Source organism: Sulfuricurvum sp., assembly GCF_028713855.1.
GTDB lineage: Bacteria > Campylobacterota > Campylobacteria > Campylobacterales > Sulfurimonadaceae > Sulfuricurvum.
Genome location: NZ_JAQTNN010000008.1, coordinates 68,303 through 82,242, shown reverse-complemented (window position 1 = coordinate 82,242; position 13,940 = coordinate 68,303). Strand labels below are relative to the sequence as shown.

At 41.4% G+C, this 13,940-nt stretch carries 15 protein-coding genes; 13 read left to right on the top strand and 2 right to left on the bottom strand.

Features of this window, described 5'->3' with window-relative positions; translation table 11 throughout:
* Positions 1-42: 42 nt before the first annotated feature.
* The 12 genes from PHI47_RS08830 to PHI47_RS08775 all read left to right on the top strand — a co-directional run bounded on the left by PHI47_RS08830 (position 43) and on the right by PHI47_RS08775 (position 11,365).
* Complete coding sequence (locus PHI47_RS08830) at positions 43-951, top strand: hypothetical protein (RefSeq protein ID WP_299936352.1); 909 nt, start codon at positions 43-45, stop codon at positions 949-951.
* Between the two features lie 12 nt (positions 952-963).
* The gene (locus PHI47_RS08825; RefSeq protein ID WP_299936350.1) at positions 964-2,043 is read left to right on the top strand and encodes a Fic family protein; all 1,080 of its coding nucleotides are present in this window, start codon (positions 964-966) and stop codon (positions 2,041-2,043) included.
* 126 nt (positions 2,044-2,169) lie between these two features.
* A complete protein-coding gene (locus PHI47_RS08820; protein ID WP_299936347.1) occupies positions 2,170-2,868 on the top strand; it encodes a methyltransferase in 699 nt (232 codons plus the stop codon).
* Entirely contained in the window at positions 2,853-3,233 is a 381-nt protein-coding gene (locus PHI47_RS08815; protein WP_299936344.1) for a YkgJ family cysteine cluster protein, read from the top strand. Before PHI47_RS08820 ends, PHI47_RS08815 begins: the two co-directional genes overlap by 16 nt.
* The gene (locus PHI47_RS08810; protein ID WP_299936342.1) at positions 3,226-4,482 is read left to right on the top strand and encodes a hypothetical protein; all 1,257 of its coding nucleotides are present in this window, start codon (positions 3,226-3,228) and stop codon (positions 4,480-4,482) included. The genes PHI47_RS08815 and PHI47_RS08810 overlap by 8 nt, the downstream gene beginning before the upstream one ends.
* Positions 4,479-5,264: an indole-3-glycerol phosphate synthase TrpC gene (trpC, locus tag PHI47_RS08805; protein ID WP_299936339.1), complete on the top strand. Its 786-nt coding sequence runs from the start codon at positions 4,479-4,481 to the stop codon at positions 5,262-5,264. Before PHI47_RS08810 ends, trpC begins: the two co-directional genes overlap by 4 nt.
* Positions 5,265-5,348: 84 nt before the next feature.
* A complete protein-coding gene (locus tag PHI47_RS08800) occupies positions 5,349-6,713 on the top strand; it encodes a circularly permuted type 2 ATP-grasp protein (RefSeq protein WP_299936336.1) in 1,365 nt (454 codons plus the stop codon).
* The gene (locus PHI47_RS08795; RefSeq protein ID WP_299936333.1) at positions 6,710-7,408 is read left to right on the top strand and encodes an alpha-E domain-containing protein; all 699 of its coding nucleotides are present in this window, start codon (positions 6,710-6,712) and stop codon (positions 7,406-7,408) included. The genes PHI47_RS08800 and PHI47_RS08795 overlap by 4 nt, the downstream gene beginning before the upstream one ends.
* Positions 7,375-8,343, top strand: coding sequence for a M14 family metallopeptidase (locus PHI47_RS08790; RefSeq protein WP_299936331.1), 969 nt, complete (start codon positions 7,375-7,377; stop codon positions 8,341-8,343). Before PHI47_RS08795 ends, PHI47_RS08790 begins: the two co-directional genes overlap by 34 nt.
* Entirely contained in the window at positions 8,340-9,269 is a 930-nt protein-coding gene (locus tag PHI47_RS08785; protein ID WP_299936328.1) for a M14 family metallopeptidase, read from the top strand. Before PHI47_RS08790 ends, PHI47_RS08785 begins: the two co-directional genes overlap by 4 nt.
* 73 nt (positions 9,270-9,342) lie before the next feature.
* Complete coding sequence (locus PHI47_RS08780; protein ID WP_299936326.1) at positions 9,343-10,671, top strand: GGDEF domain-containing protein; 1,329 nt, start codon at positions 9,343-9,345, stop codon at positions 10,669-10,671.
* 22 nt (positions 10,672-10,693) lie between these two features.
* Positions 10,694-11,365 (top strand): EAL domain-containing protein, encoded by a 672-nt coding sequence (locus PHI47_RS08775; RefSeq protein ID WP_299936323.1) that lies wholly within the window; start codon positions 10,694-10,696, stop codon positions 11,363-11,365.
* A gap of 14 nt (positions 11,366-11,379) precedes the next feature.
* Here PHI47_RS08775 and PHI47_RS08770 read toward each other — a convergent pair whose 3' ends face one another.
* Complete coding sequence (locus PHI47_RS08770; protein WP_299936322.1) at positions 11,380-12,669, bottom strand: sensor domain-containing diguanylate cyclase; 1,290 nt, start codon at positions 12,667-12,669, stop codon at positions 11,380-11,382.
* Between the two features lie 3 nt (positions 12,670-12,672).
* Positions 12,673-13,116, bottom strand: a complete 444-nt coding sequence (locus tag PHI47_RS08765; protein ID WP_299936319.1) for a GatB/YqeY domain-containing protein — start codon at positions 13,114-13,116, stop codon at positions 12,673-12,675.
* Between the two features lie 58 nt (positions 13,117-13,174).
* Here PHI47_RS08765 and flgH point away from each other — a divergent pair, with 58 nt between their 5' ends.
* A complete protein-coding gene (flgH, locus tag PHI47_RS08760; RefSeq protein ID WP_299936316.1) occupies positions 13,175-13,891 on the top strand; it encodes a flagellar basal body L-ring protein FlgH in 717 nt (238 codons plus the stop codon).
* Positions 13,892-13,940: the final 49 nt, after the last annotated feature.

Below are 13,940 nucleotides of genomic sequence, written 5' to 3'. Positions count from 1 at the left end.
TGAAAGATTGGGTGGTTTGGAATTGCAAGGTGAGGTGATTAGATGATTGAAACAATTATTGGTGGATTATTTTTATTTGTACTTACATCAATAGTTATGTATTTCTACAAAGCAAAACAACTTTATGTAGTGGCAACTCAACTATACAATACATCATTTTTATCCGATAAAGGCACTATTGCTGAAATTATAATTTATAATCAAGGCAACGGAGTAGAAGAAAATATAAAATTAAAACTTTCACCAGAACTAAAAATAGATATTCTTGCATCATCAAGTGATGATATTAATTTAATAAATAACAATGTATTTCACATTACTAGATTACATGCTAGATCTCATATTTCATTACAGCTGTTAGTTGAAAATGGAGCACTTACTAATGAAGAAATTGTAGAAATATCTTCTGATACTCATGTCGGAAGTAAGGGATCTATTTCACCAAATTATGGAAGTGTTGCCACTGTTATTGCTTCTATAATTGTTGGACTGTCCTTGTATGTATTTCTACTAATGAATAGATCTGAATTGATTGAGTTATATGGAAAATACAAATATGGCAGTTTATATAAAGAAGGTTGGAATAATTTACATTATTACATTGGATCAGATTTATCAAAAAGTTATAGTTCTGAAGAATTTCCGATTAGATACATAAGCCAATCAGACGAAAATAATTATACGGTTTTAAAATTTGAAGCTATTAATAAGAGTGCTATACCAATTAATATAGACATTAAAAATGAAAAAAAATTGAAATTTTTATCCTCTCAGAATGGATGTAGTTCAATGGAGCTGAATAGCGCATCTAAAACAATAGAACCTTTATCAAAATCGGAGCTATTGTTTACAACGAAAACTGAAAATAAATTTAATATAGAAGTTACAATTTATCATGGCAATGAGTTTATATTTAGTCTAAAAAATACTATTTTAAAAGAAAATGAGTGAAAGGCATAAAATTTGGAAAGTAAAGTAATCCCAGTTATACCAAAAACTCTACCCCTTCAAAAAGAGATAGAAACCACCAAAATCCTTAAAAAATCAATCAGTGCCAATCGTGCTTTGGCACGTCTGAACGGTGTGGCGAAGATTATCCCGAATAGTGCGATCCTCATCAACTCTTTGGTGCTCCAAGAGGCAAAAGACAGCTCCGAGATCGAAAATATTATCACAACGCATGATGAACTCTACCGTGCAGGTTTGGATATTTCCAGTGTCACCAATGAAGCTAAAGAGGTACAAAACTATCGAGAAGCACTGCTAAGAGGTTTTTCTCTCGTACAAGATAATCGTCTGTTGCTCAAAAAATACATCATAGAGATTCAGCAGGTATTAGAACAGAACAATGCAGGTGTACGCCGTCAAAGCGGTACGATTTTGAAAAATATACAAACGGGAGAGGTCGTTTTTACGCCACCGCAAGAGTATGAGGTCATTCAGGTACTTTTGGATAATCTCGAAACGTATATCAATGAACCCAACGAGATAGACGATCTCATCAATATGGCGATTATCCATTATCAGTTTGAGTCTATTCATCCGTTTTATGACGGAAATGGGAGAACTGGGCGGATTATCAATATCTTGTATCTGATTTTAAAAGATTTACTCGATATTCCTATCCTCTATCTGAGCCGCTATATCATTACTCATAAGGCGGATTATTATAGACTTCTCCAAGAGGTTAGAACCAAAGATAATTGGGAAGAGTGGATTTTATATATGCTCGATGGTGTTGAGCAAACGTCGCTCGAAACGGTTGAACTTATAAATGGCATCAATGATTTGATGATTGCTACGCAAGATAAAATATCTACCGAACTGCCGAAGATTTACAGCAAAGATTTGGTTGAGGTGCTATTTATGCATCCGTATACGAAGATAGAATTTTTGGTGGATAGATTAAATGTCACGAGAAAAACGGCTTCAAAATATCTCAATGAACTAGAAGCGTTAGGTATATTAAAAACGATACAAATCAAAAACAGTAAATTTTTTATAAACGTTGACTTATTTGAGATATTACGCAAAGGGATATAGGTAAAAAATAGCAAAATTTACGCATAGCATATAAGCTATGGGTAAAAAATCTATAAATTTACCTATAGGTCTAAACCTATGTTAAAAAAACGGCAAAATTTACACATTACTAAAAAAGGTATCTAAATGCTACTTTATCAGCCCGATGGCGGCTACTGTTACAATAGTGATTCGATACTGCTGTACGGGTTTATCTCCCGATTTTCACCAAAAGGGAAGCTTTTGGACGTCGGTGCAGGGAGCGGAATTGTAGGATTATTGATAGGGCGTGATTTTCCTGAGATTACCCTGGAATCCGTTGAAAAACAGCCGTTGTATGCTGAATTTGCCCGTCGCAATGCTGAAATCAACAAAATCGGATATACCCTGTATGAGGGGGATTTTTTAGAACTCGGAAATCACGGCAGTTATGACTGGATTGTTTCCAATCCTCCGTTTTACCATGAGAACGTATCTCGCTCTGAAAATCCGATTCTCCATCAGGCACGTTATAACGTTCATTTGCCGATTGAGCCGTTTGTCACGAAAATCTCCAAACTCCTCAAATCCAATGGCGAAGCGGCAATCTGCTACGACGCGCGTCAATTTGTCCAGCTTTGCAGTGCGTGTGAACGTGCAGGATTAAGAGTCGTTGAGGTACAATTCGTCCATTCAAAAGAGGATCGTCCCAGTACACTGGTGATGCTCCATCTGAAAAAAAACAGCAAAGCAATGCTGAATGTTCTCCCTCCGTTAATCACGTTTTCGGGAGAGAATTATACCCCTGCGGTGCAGGCGATTTACGATAAAGCAAAGGTACACAGTATTAAATGTCCGAGTATATGACACAAGAAGGTTTCAGTTATGCGTTTGATCCCTCTGCCTGCGCCAAATGCGGTGGAAACTGCTGTACGGGTGAGAGCGGCAATATCTTCGTCTCCGTCACTGAGATAGCGGCTATCGCAAAACTGCTTGAGATGGAGGAGGGGGAGTTCCGCCGTACCTATTTGCGTAAAGAGGGATTCCGTTTTTCGCTCAAAGAAAAAAAGGTCAACGCCTCATTTGATTGTGTGTTTTTTGACCGTTCACTAAATGGGTGTAGTATCTACACAGCTCGTCCGTTGCAGTGCCGAACATTTCCGTTTTGGGACTATTTTCGTCACCGAATCGATGAGCTTAAAGCTGAATGTCCGGGGATAATTCATGACTAAAATTTTATTTGTTGTAACGCTGTTGGTTTGTATCGCGGGGGCTTCTACCAAATTGGTGCCCAATCCAAACCTGCTTGAAGATACGTTTACTCTCTATGCCCTTGATGCACAAGTACGTCAAAAATATCATAATGCTTCAAGTTTTTTTACTGAACTCTATAAACAAACGTCTAAAAAAGAGTATCTCTATCAGTCGTTGCAAATGCTTCAGCAAGCCGGTGATACGAAAGGGCTTTCCAAAACGACAGCGGAAGCTTTGGTTAAATTTCCTGAAGACGAGACGCTGAAACGATTTGAAATTATCGGATTGCTCAAAGGAGGGAATTTTGGCGAAGCATCCCAAAAAGCTCTTTTGCTTAGTGAAAAAACCAAAAAAGCCCCTGATTATCTCCTTTATGCAGATGCACGCTTAAAATTGAGTGATTTTGACGGGACATTGGTCGGTTTGAAAAAGGCATACGATCTGACGTATGATGATGCAACGGCCGAACGGATTGCCCTTATCCAATACACGCAGCTGGGAGAAAAATCTGCAGCGATCAAGTTTTTAAAAGAGCACATCGGGACGCACGGCAACAGTAAAGTCGTGGGGAAACGTTTGGCAACTTTGTATGCAGACAGCGGTGATTTTAATGCAGCGGCGCAGATGTATGAACAAACGTATGAGCTCGACGCTGATTCTACGATTGCGGAAGAAGCGGTTAAAATCTATGCGTATCAGCAGGATCTATCCAAAATGAGTGTGATCCTCGAAAAATCCCATATTAATGATCCTTTATTGCTTGACATATATGTGAGAAGCAAAGTATTTGACAAGGCATCCGCACTTGCATTTAAACTCTATGAACATGAAGACAATCCTCTGTATCTGGCGCAAAGTTCCGTATATACGTATGAAGCATCGAACGATAAAAAAGATGTTGTCATGCTCGATAAAGTAGTGGATGGACTGAAAAAAGCGACCAAAGATTTGGATGATCCACTTTATTTAAATTATTTGGGCTATTTGCTGATTGATCATGATTTGAATATTACTGAGGGGATCGGATATGTACGCAAGGCTCTCGAAAAACAGCCCGATTCGCCGTTTTACATCGATTCACTGGCATGGGGAAACTATAAACTGGGCGAGTGTGCCGAAGCGTTACGTTTGATGAAACAGGTTGAATCGATGATCGGAACGGATGAGGAAGAGGTTAAAGAACATCTCAAAGCGATTGAAAAGTGTAAAACTAAGGAGAAACAGTGATATTAGACGACATCATCAAAAAAACCAAAGAAGATTTAAAAGAGCGCGAAGCCAAGTTTAGTATGGATTGGCTGGGACGTTCATTAGCATTTAACGCCCGTGCTCCGCGTGACGTGCGTCCATTTTTGACATCGACTCCCGATGAACCGTACCGTATTATTTCGGAAGTGAAAAAAGCAAGCCCGTCAAAAGGGGTGATCCGCGAAGATTTCGATCCGGTAGCTATCGCACAGGCGTATGAGCGTGGCGGTGCCAATGCTATTTCGATCCTTACTGAGCCGCACTTCTTTCAGGGAAATCTTGACTATTTAGCTGAAATTCGCCGTTATGTGAGTATTCCATTACTGCGCAAAGATTTTATCATCTCCAAATATCAGCTTCTCGAAGCGCTTGTCTACGGAGCTGATTTTGTTCTTCTCATCGCAGCGGCTCTCTCTACAAGCGAACTCAAAGAGCTGTTGAACTATACCCGTCATTTAGGGATGGAAGCCCTTGTAGAGATTCACGATAAATCGGAATTGACCAAAGCGATCACAGCGGGTGCCGATATCATCGGGATTAATCACCGCAACCTTCAGACGTTTGATATGAATATGAATCTCAGCTACGATCTCATCCCTCTTATCCCCAACGGAAAAATCATCGTTGCCGAGAGCGGTATCTACGAACACGGTCAGTTGGAAGATTTGAACAAAGCGGGAGTCGATGCCTTTTTGGTCGGTGAATCGCTGATGCGTCAGGATGATGTAGAAAGTGCACTCCGCACGCTCAAAAATGGATAAATAGAGCATTTGGTGGTTTTTTAAGCAACCCTTGAGATTACTTTAGGATATGATTGACTTAGTCCTAATACTCAAGGGGTGCCGATGCTTGAACCTGTGTGTCCAGAATTACAAAAGTTTTATGATATCTTCGATAGTGTAGATCAGACAAAAGTCTCCGAATTTAAAGACTTTTTAGAAGCCAATGCGGTGAATTTCAACCTCTTTAAAGAGGGAAATTTTATAGAACGCTCTTTCCCTTTTGACATGATCCCCCGTATTATCCCTAAAGCAGAATTTGACGAATTAGAAGCCGGAATCATCCAGCGCGTTAAAGCACTAAATGCCTTTTTAAATGATATTTACAACGATCAGAAAATCGTGAATGATGGTGTAGTACCGCGTGAGTATGTTGACTCTGCAAAAGCATTTTTACCGGAATTTATGGGGGTTAACCCTCCTAAAGGGGTTCGTACCCATATCAGCGGAATCGATTTGGTTAAAGATGCGGTAAGCGGGAAATGGATTATCCTCGAAGATAATCTCCGTGTCCCAAGTGGTGTGAGTTATCCGCTTACTATTCGACGTGCATTTCGTCACACTTACCCGGAGTTTTTTGAATCGATGAAGATTTCAAAAATCAAACATTACGGAGATGAGCTCAAAGCTGCTATGGATTATGTCAATACCGGCGGACTCAATGTTGTCCTTACACCCGGACGCTACAACTCTGCTTATTACGAACACAGCTATTTGGCAAAAATAACCGGAGCGACACTCGCTTCAGGGGATGATTTAGTGGTTATCAACGATGAAGTCTTTTTATGTTCGTATGATGGGGAGCGTCTTCGAGTCGGAGCGATTTATCGGCGTCTCGATGATGATTTCCTTGATCCTGAAGAGTTCGAAGCCGATAGTTTGATCGGCGTAAAAGGGATTACAAGAGCGTACCGTGCCGGAAATGTTGCCATTATGAACAGTATCGGTAACGGCGTTGCCGATGACAAAGGGATTTACTATTTCGTCCCTCAAATGGTCAAATATTATTTGGATGAAGAGCCGATTCTTTCGAACGCGCCGACGTATCTGCCATATTATGAGAAAGATCGACAATACGTCCTTGATAATATCGATAAACTCGTTATTAAAGATGTTGCGGAAGCAGGCGGATATGGAGTATTGTTCGGAAATCGGTTAACGAGCGAAAAACGTGCTGAGATTATCGAAATGATTTTGGCAGAACCGCGCCGTTGGATTGCTCAGGAAGTTATCGAGTTTTATGATTTACCGTGCATGATGGAAGAGGGTATCGTCCCTCGAAAAGCTGATTTGCGTGCTTATGTTATCCATGGTGAAAATATCACTGTCAGTATGGGTGGATTGACCCGATACGCGATGGAAGAGGGGAATTACTTGGTCAACTCGTCTCAAGGGGGCGGATTTAAAGATACGTGGGTGGTGGAATTATGATTATTAACAGTATAGCTATTTCGGTCAATACGGCGCAGCGGCTGTATTGGTTCGGACGCTACGTTCAGCGTGCGGAGACGATGCTCAAAGAGTTGGTCAACAGTTATGATTATGTGATCGATCGCGATTTCGATGACGGACGTAAACTCTATACCAAACTAGGGGTAGAGATTGAGTATAAAAATGCCCTCGATTTTCTCAAGCAGGGGGTATACGGAACGTATGGCGGAAGTATTGAACAGATCATTAGCTGGGCACGTGAAAATGCGATAGAGACCCGTCATTTACTCGATGAGAGAGGTTTTGCCACCCTCAATAAAATCCATAATCAACTGGTTTCCGGACGTGATTGTGCCGTGAGCCCGAGCAATCTTGAAGAGATTATTGACAACTGCAGTTTGATTTTGGGGATATTCTCGACAGAGCTTGATCGAACCCGTGCGTATCAGCTGATCCGATTCGGACAGCAGATCGAACGGTTTGATCTGATTTTACGACTCTATGGAGAAATTGAGATGGTAACGGCTGATATTGATGTAATAAACACAATTGCCAGACAGTTGAATCGTAATTACCGCCCAATCAATGTGACGACATCAGATATCTCGAAATTTTTAGTGTTTCTCAACAGCGTGGTGGATCGAGTGATCCAAAAAGATGCGTGCGCATCGATATCATCGCAAGCACAATCATGAGTGTGATAGAAGAGGTCTTTTCGATCGATCTACCGGTAGGGGAGCAGTTTAGGATTCAAAGATGCCGATATACTCCTGCAAGCGGTGAAACGACCAAACGTATTTCGATTGTCAGCGGAATCCACGGGGATGAATTAGAGGGGCAGTATGTCTGTTTTCTCCTCGGTGAGTGGCTTCGTGCGAATCCTGAAAAAATAAAGGCGACGATCGATATCTATCCGGCGATTAACAGCCTCGGTATTGACAGTATTACCCGTTCGGTTCCGTTTTATGAGGTCGATTTGAACCGAATTTTCCCCGGTAGTAAAAACGATTTTCTCCCTGCGCAAATTGCCGATGGGGTAGTAAGTGCGATGAAAGGGTCTGAAATCGCGATCGACATCCACTCTTCAAACATTTTTTTACGCGAAATTCCGCAGGTTCGGATTGCCAAATCGCAAGCCCAAACGCTTGTCCCGTTGGCGAATAAACTCAATATCGATTTTGTCTGGGTACACGATGCGGTAACGGTTTTGGAATCGACGTTTGCCCATGCAATGAATACGCTTGGGACAAAAACATTGGTTGTCGAGATGGGAGTAGGGATGCGTTTGAGCAAAGCTTACGGTCATCAACTGTTGGACGGTCTTTTGAATCTTATGGCATGTGAAGGGTTTTTGGACATTAAACCGCTGGATGTCAGGATGCCGATACAATCGCATGTCGGAGAGGTGGCCTATCTCAATGCATCGGGTCCCGGATTGTTTGTTCCCTCAATCGAGCACTGTCAAATGATTGAAAAAGGGTCGGTCGTAGGGCAGATTGTTGATCCTCTGAGCGGTCAGGTACTGGATGAGGTGATTGCCCCCATCGGAGGGATACTTTTTACCCTCAGAGCCTATCCGATTGTCTATGAAGGGTCGTTAGTCGGTCGAATTTTCGGAGAGAACGAATGAAACGCATAGAGATACTCAATTTTAAGTCACCTAATCGTGCTCCACTGATCGTTGAGGGGTTTTTATTCGGAGAGGAGTCAAAAGGGCCCTCAGTTGCTATTGTCGGAGCTATGAGCGGAGACCATATTAACCAGCTTTACGTTGCTTCACGTCTGGTTGATTATCTCACTCATAAAGAGGAAGAGGGGAAAATCAGCGGAAAGATTTTGGTGATTCCTGCTGTGAATACCTATGCTTTGAATATGGGACAGCCTTTTTGGCCATTGGATAAAACCGATATCAATATGATGTTTCCCGGATATGCACAGGGTGAGACGACTCAGCGGATTGCCGCAAAACTTTTTGAATCGCTTCAAGGATATGATTTCGGAATCATTTTGGAAGGGCGTCGCGATCAGGGGATGTGTCTGCCGTACGTTAAACTGATCAAAAGCGGGTATGAGGACCTTGAAGCAGCGAAAGATATGGGGATGCGTTTTATCCATTACCGTGAGTACAGCCCTATTGAGACGGTGATGCTGCAGTATAACTGGCAATTGTGGGGAAGCAAGGCACTTTCACTGGTTTTTGGTAAAAACGGTTCGATCGACCATCGCAGCAGCGGCGAGGTTCACAGTGCATTGGTGCGATTTATGGCGAAGCATACAATATTGGATGTATCGTCATTTGAGGGCTTTTCAAGCAATGTTATCGGACCTGAACATATAACCCTTCTAAAAGCATCGCATGCCGGTATTTTTGATTCGTTAGTTGCTTGTGGAGATACAATCGAAAAAGGGGATACTCTTGGACGGATTACGGATGCCTTGAGCGGCAAGAAGTTAGAAAAAATCATTGCACCTTTAGGGGGAATCGTAACATGCCAATATTCCCATCCTCTGATTTTCCAAAATTCGATCGCATTTAGGATCGCATCTCTGAACTAATTAGTTTTTTTAATCTAGTTGTTTTAAAAGTTCCATGATATAATCATTTAATTTTGTAATGCGGGTTATCTAAATGCAGTCGTATACTACCTATAAACAGCTTATCGCAAAAACAGTCATTCTCTCTTTGCTAAGCAGTTTAGCTATAGCATTTTTATACGGTATTTACATTAAAAAGCGGGCAATTGACGATCTCGCCCGCATCGATGCCCGCAAAACGAGCCGGATGGCGTTTGAAGCGCTGTATTCTGCGATGGAAAAAGGGTGGAGCAAGAAAGAACTCGATGCGATTATTGTCCGTTTGAACAAGGTCGAGCCGAATATGCGGATCAATGCATACCGCAGCCCTATTGTTGCGGCACTTTTTGGTGATCGCAGTCAAGACGAACAAATTCGTGCTCATGACCCGATGGTTGCATCGGCAATGAAAGGGAATGAAATTTTAACAGGGGATGAAGAGATTCGCTATCTTTATCCGATTGTTGTCAGACAAGAGTGTATTGCCTGTCATACGAATGCCCATGTCGGGGATATTAACGGTGTTATCGACGTCCGTTTCCCTGTTGCTAACCTAAAAATATCACTCACTACTATGATTAACTCTTTTATCATCTTTTTTGTCTTTTTTACCATTGTTATTTTTGCAATTCTTTACTTCCGACTGAATGCCTTGCTCGTTCAACCGTTAAAACAATTTATTACCTTGATCCAAGAGATTATCAACAAGAATGATATGGCTAAACGGGTAAGCCTCAAAACAAAAATCTTGGAAGTTAAAAATATTGAAAATTATTTTAACAAAATGCTCGATTCGATCCAAGATTACTACGAAAAACTTCAAGAGCTTTCGGATCGGGACTATTTGACCGGACTTTATAACCGTCGAAAGTTCGAAGAATTTTTAGGATATGAAATTAAACGTTCACTACGTCATCACCATCAATTTACCATTCTGATGATCGATTTGGACAATTTTAAATACATCAATGATACGTATGGGCATGCATCGGGAGATTTAGTACTGAAAGAGGTGACGCAAATATTCGGATCTAATCTCCGTAATGCCGACATATTAGCCCGTTTGGGTGGAGATGAATTTGCGGTGCTTTTACCTGAGACTCCGTATGTGAATGGATTTGCCGTGGTTGAGAAACTTCGATCACGTCTTGAAGCAACACCGATATCACTAATGTTTGATCAGATTACTTTGACGGCGAGTTTCGGGATCGCGGAATACCCGGATCAGGGAGAAAATATCGAATCGCTTCTTACCGGATCGGATTTGGCGATGTATAAAGCCAAACGTGCTGGGAAAAATACGATTGCCAGAGCGGATCAAAGCGATCAGGAGATGGCGGCAGAGATTCAGAAAAAAAGGGGAATTCCTCCGCCGTGCAATTGATGAAGATAGAATCGAGCCATTTGTGCAGTCAATATATCATGTTAAAAGCGGAGAACTGTTCGGATATGAAGTTTTGGCGCGTATTCGTGACGGAAAGCGCTTTATGGCGGCAGGACAGTTTATCGAAGTGGCTGAACGCTTAGGATTAGCACCTAAGATAGATCAGATTATTTTGACCAAAGGACTCCGTATACGGGAAGAAAAAGGGTGGTGGGATAAACGCTTCTTCTTTAACCTCTCAACAAACAGTCTTTTCGGAGGAGAATACATTGATCTGATTCGTTCTCATTATGAGCGTAATCCGGAAGCTTCCGAAAATACGGGTGTCACCATCGAAATTTTAGAACGTGAAGCCATCCATAACGTAAATGGCTTGATGGAGATAATAGAAGCGATGAAAAAAGTCGGGATCACTTTTGCTTTGGATGATTTTGGTTCCGGATTTTCATCTTTTGTTTATCTAAAATATTTTGATACGGATTTTGTCAAAATAGACGGTGAATTTGTAAAAAATATTGCCGTGAATGAAAAAGACCGTATTTTTGTCAAGCACATCAACCAAATTGCCCAAGAATTCGGCAAGCAAACTATTGCTGAATATGTCGAAGATAAAGAGACGTTGGATATTCTCAAAGAGATCGGAGTTGATTACGCCCAAGGCTACCATTACGGTCGACCTCAGCTATTGGAGTAATCGCTTAAGAGCGATTACTCAACCCGATTTCGGCCGTTTTGTTTGGCTAAATAGAGTTTTGCATCGACCGTATGGACGTATTTTTGAATAGTATCTTTGGTGACGAAAGAGAGATCATGAGTATCGATGTCGCATACCCCGATGCTTACGGTATAAGAAATATCAATGTTTTCATACTTAATCTTCTGACTTGCACTTTTACAACAGATAGTTTCTGCAAGTTGGTGTGCTTCTTGGTAATTGGTCGAAGGGAGAAGAATTAAAAACTCTTCTCCTCCGAATCTGAAAATAAAATCTGATTTACGCAGTGATTTCTGTAAAATAGATGCAAAATTTTTGATCACTTCATCTCCGGCAAGATGCCCGAAACGGTCATTTATCTCTTTGAAATGATCCAGATCACACATAATCATTGCACATTCGCTTTCGGTTGCTTTGGCTATTTCGACTTGACCCATAACGATTTTTTCAAAGAGTCGTCGTCCGAGAAGTCCTGTTAAAGGATCCTTGGTATATTCTCCAATGATCAGCATATCATTAATAATCGCAATTTCATTGCCGATTTCGAGGGAAGTGTAATCGAGTTGTTGTAACAGCTGAATCATACTTTTATGATCGAGTTTCTTGGATGCATGTTGAGAAAAAATATTGGATGCCAACTCGTGTAAGTTGATGTGAAGCCGTTGGATATCAGCGAAGTGGCTTGTCGTGGAGAGGTAGGGTATAGAGGGATTATGCAGCCATTGGCCAAAAGAACACTTTGTATGATCAAGTTCGCATTGACTCCCTTCCCTTGCCGTTCCCTGCAATTGTGCGATAAGTACCAGCATCCATTCCAAATGGTGCTGATAATGGATCATCAGATGCTTTTCAATCAGATGTGAGAGATGAGATAGACGTATGTGGTGTTTTGTAGCTAATTTACGTAAAAAATGGCGGTAGTACTCTTCTGCTATGCGCGATTCCAAATCGGTAAAATGGGCATTGGCATCGTTAATGAAGTAACATTTCTCCTCAGAGGCTAAAAGGCCTAATATCTCTCTGGCAACATTGGAGAGTTCACTGTGAACAAAAAGGTAGGGAAGGTCATTATGAATACAAAAATCAAGGTAATCTTCAATCGCTTCGCTTTCATCTTGAGTATCAAAGAGATTAAATACACTTAGAAGTTTCTCTTTTTGTTCATTGATGGTTTGCGCATAAGAGGAATCTTGCTTTGCAAAGCATTCACTGGTTTGTACTTCTTGGGTAAAGTTTTCTAATGTTGAGCGAATAACCGGTAAATAGACTTTCCATTTCAGCATAGATTAGCTCAAGAGTGCTTTGGCACACTCGTTGATCCGCTTGCCGTCTGCTTGAGTACCAATGGTTTTGGAAGCAGCTCCCATAATACGGCCGATATCTTTCATTGAGGTTGCACCCGTTTCTGCGATAATCGTGCGAAGTGCATTTTCAAGCTCATCATCACTTAGCTGTTTGGGTAAATAAGTTTCGAAAATAGCCGCTTCGGAAGCTTCTTTTTCGTATAAATCTTCACGTCCGGCATCACGGTATTGTGTCATGGCATCGTTACGCTGTTTAACCTGTTTTTGGATGATTTTAATAATATCGTCATCACTGAGTTCTTTACGCTCATCGACTTCGATTTGCTTCATTGCACTGCTGAGAAGACGCAAAGCATCGCGTAACGGAGCATTTTTTTCTTTCATAGCGGTTTTAATATCATTACTGATTTGTTCTTTTAAACTCATCGGGATCCCTTGGAACTATTTTTGCTTTATTATAGCTAAATATGACTTGGATGGAATTATGCGCATACCACTATATTATTCGATTCTATCAGCGTCATTGTTGCTAAGCGGTTGTACTGCACGGATGATTGAGCCTGAAATCGCTTTTACTCCTCCTAAATACGTCGAAGAGATGCCCTCCCGCGAAGAAGAAAACAGTTTTGTGGCACGCGGAAGTTTATTCGGACAAGGGGACAGTCCGCTTTTTTCTGACCATAAAGCGATGCACGTCAATGACATTGTAACGGTCGTTATTTCAGAAACCGCAAGCAGTTCCAATGTAGGTAAAAAAGCACTTTCGGAAGCGGATACCATCGGCTTAAAAGGGGGCATTATGACCTCTGGTGGTGGAAATTCTGCGGTGAATGCGGTAACTAGCAAGTTAAACGGATTAGCTGATATCGGTTTGACCGGAGGCTCGACATCGTCGTATTCCGGATCGGGAAGCGCAACCAAAAATGCATCCTTTACGACAACGGTTTCAGCCCGGATTGTTAAAGTAATGGCAAACGGTAACTATTTCATCACCGGTCGACGGGAAATCATGGTGGATGATCAAAAGCAGATTATGCAGCTTAGCGGTGTGATTCGACCGTATGACATTGATCAGAATAACCAAATCAACTCATCTAAAATCTCGGATGCCAAAATCCTTTATGCGAATGAGGGAGATGTCGACCGCTCAACGAATCAAGGCTGGGGAAGCAAGATTGTCAATGCCGTTTGGCCGTTTTGATTCTTTAAACGCGATCGGAACTAAGTCCCGATTCGCTACGCTAACGCTG

What these genes read in the sequence shown, in the direction of transcription:
- PHI47_RS08830 (WP_299936352.1), top strand. Translation starts at nt 43, where the DNA reads ATGATTGAAACAATTATTGGTGGATTATTTTTATTTGTACTTACATCA.
- flgH (WP_299936316.1), top strand. Translation starts at nt 13,175, where the DNA reads ATGCGCATACCACTATATTATTCGATTCTATCAGCGTCATTGTTGCTA.
- PHI47_RS08815 (WP_299936344.1), top strand. Translation starts at nt 2,853, where the DNA reads ATGTCCGAGTATATGACACAAGAAGGTTTCAGTTATGCGTTTGATCCC.
- PHI47_RS08810 (WP_299936342.1), top strand. Translation starts at nt 3,226, where the DNA reads ATGACTAAAATTTTATTTGTTGTAACGCTGTTGGTTTGTATCGCGGGG.
- PHI47_RS08820 (WP_299936347.1), top strand. Translation starts at nt 2,170, where the DNA reads ATGCTACTTTATCAGCCCGATGGCGGCTACTGTTACAATAGTGATTCG.
- PHI47_RS08765 (WP_299936319.1), bottom strand. Translation starts at nt 13,116, where the DNA reads ATGAGTTTAAAAGAACAAATCAGTAATGATATTAAAACCGCTATGAAA.
- PHI47_RS08770 (WP_299936322.1), bottom strand. Translation starts at nt 12,669, where the DNA reads ATGCTGAAATGGAAAGTCTATTTACCGGTTATTCGCTCAACATTAGAA.
- PHI47_RS08795 (WP_299936333.1), top strand. Translation starts at nt 6,710, where the DNA reads ATGATTATTAACAGTATAGCTATTTCGGTCAATACGGCGCAGCGGCTG.
- PHI47_RS08800 (WP_299936336.1), top strand. Translation starts at nt 5,349, where the DNA reads ATGCTTGAACCTGTGTGTCCAGAATTACAAAAGTTTTATGATATCTTC.
- PHI47_RS08780 (WP_299936326.1), top strand. Translation starts at nt 9,343, where the DNA reads ATGCAGTCGTATACTACCTATAAACAGCTTATCGCAAAAACAGTCATT.
- PHI47_RS08785 (WP_299936328.1), top strand. Translation starts at nt 8,340, where the DNA reads ATGAAACGCATAGAGATACTCAATTTTAAGTCACCTAATCGTGCTCCA.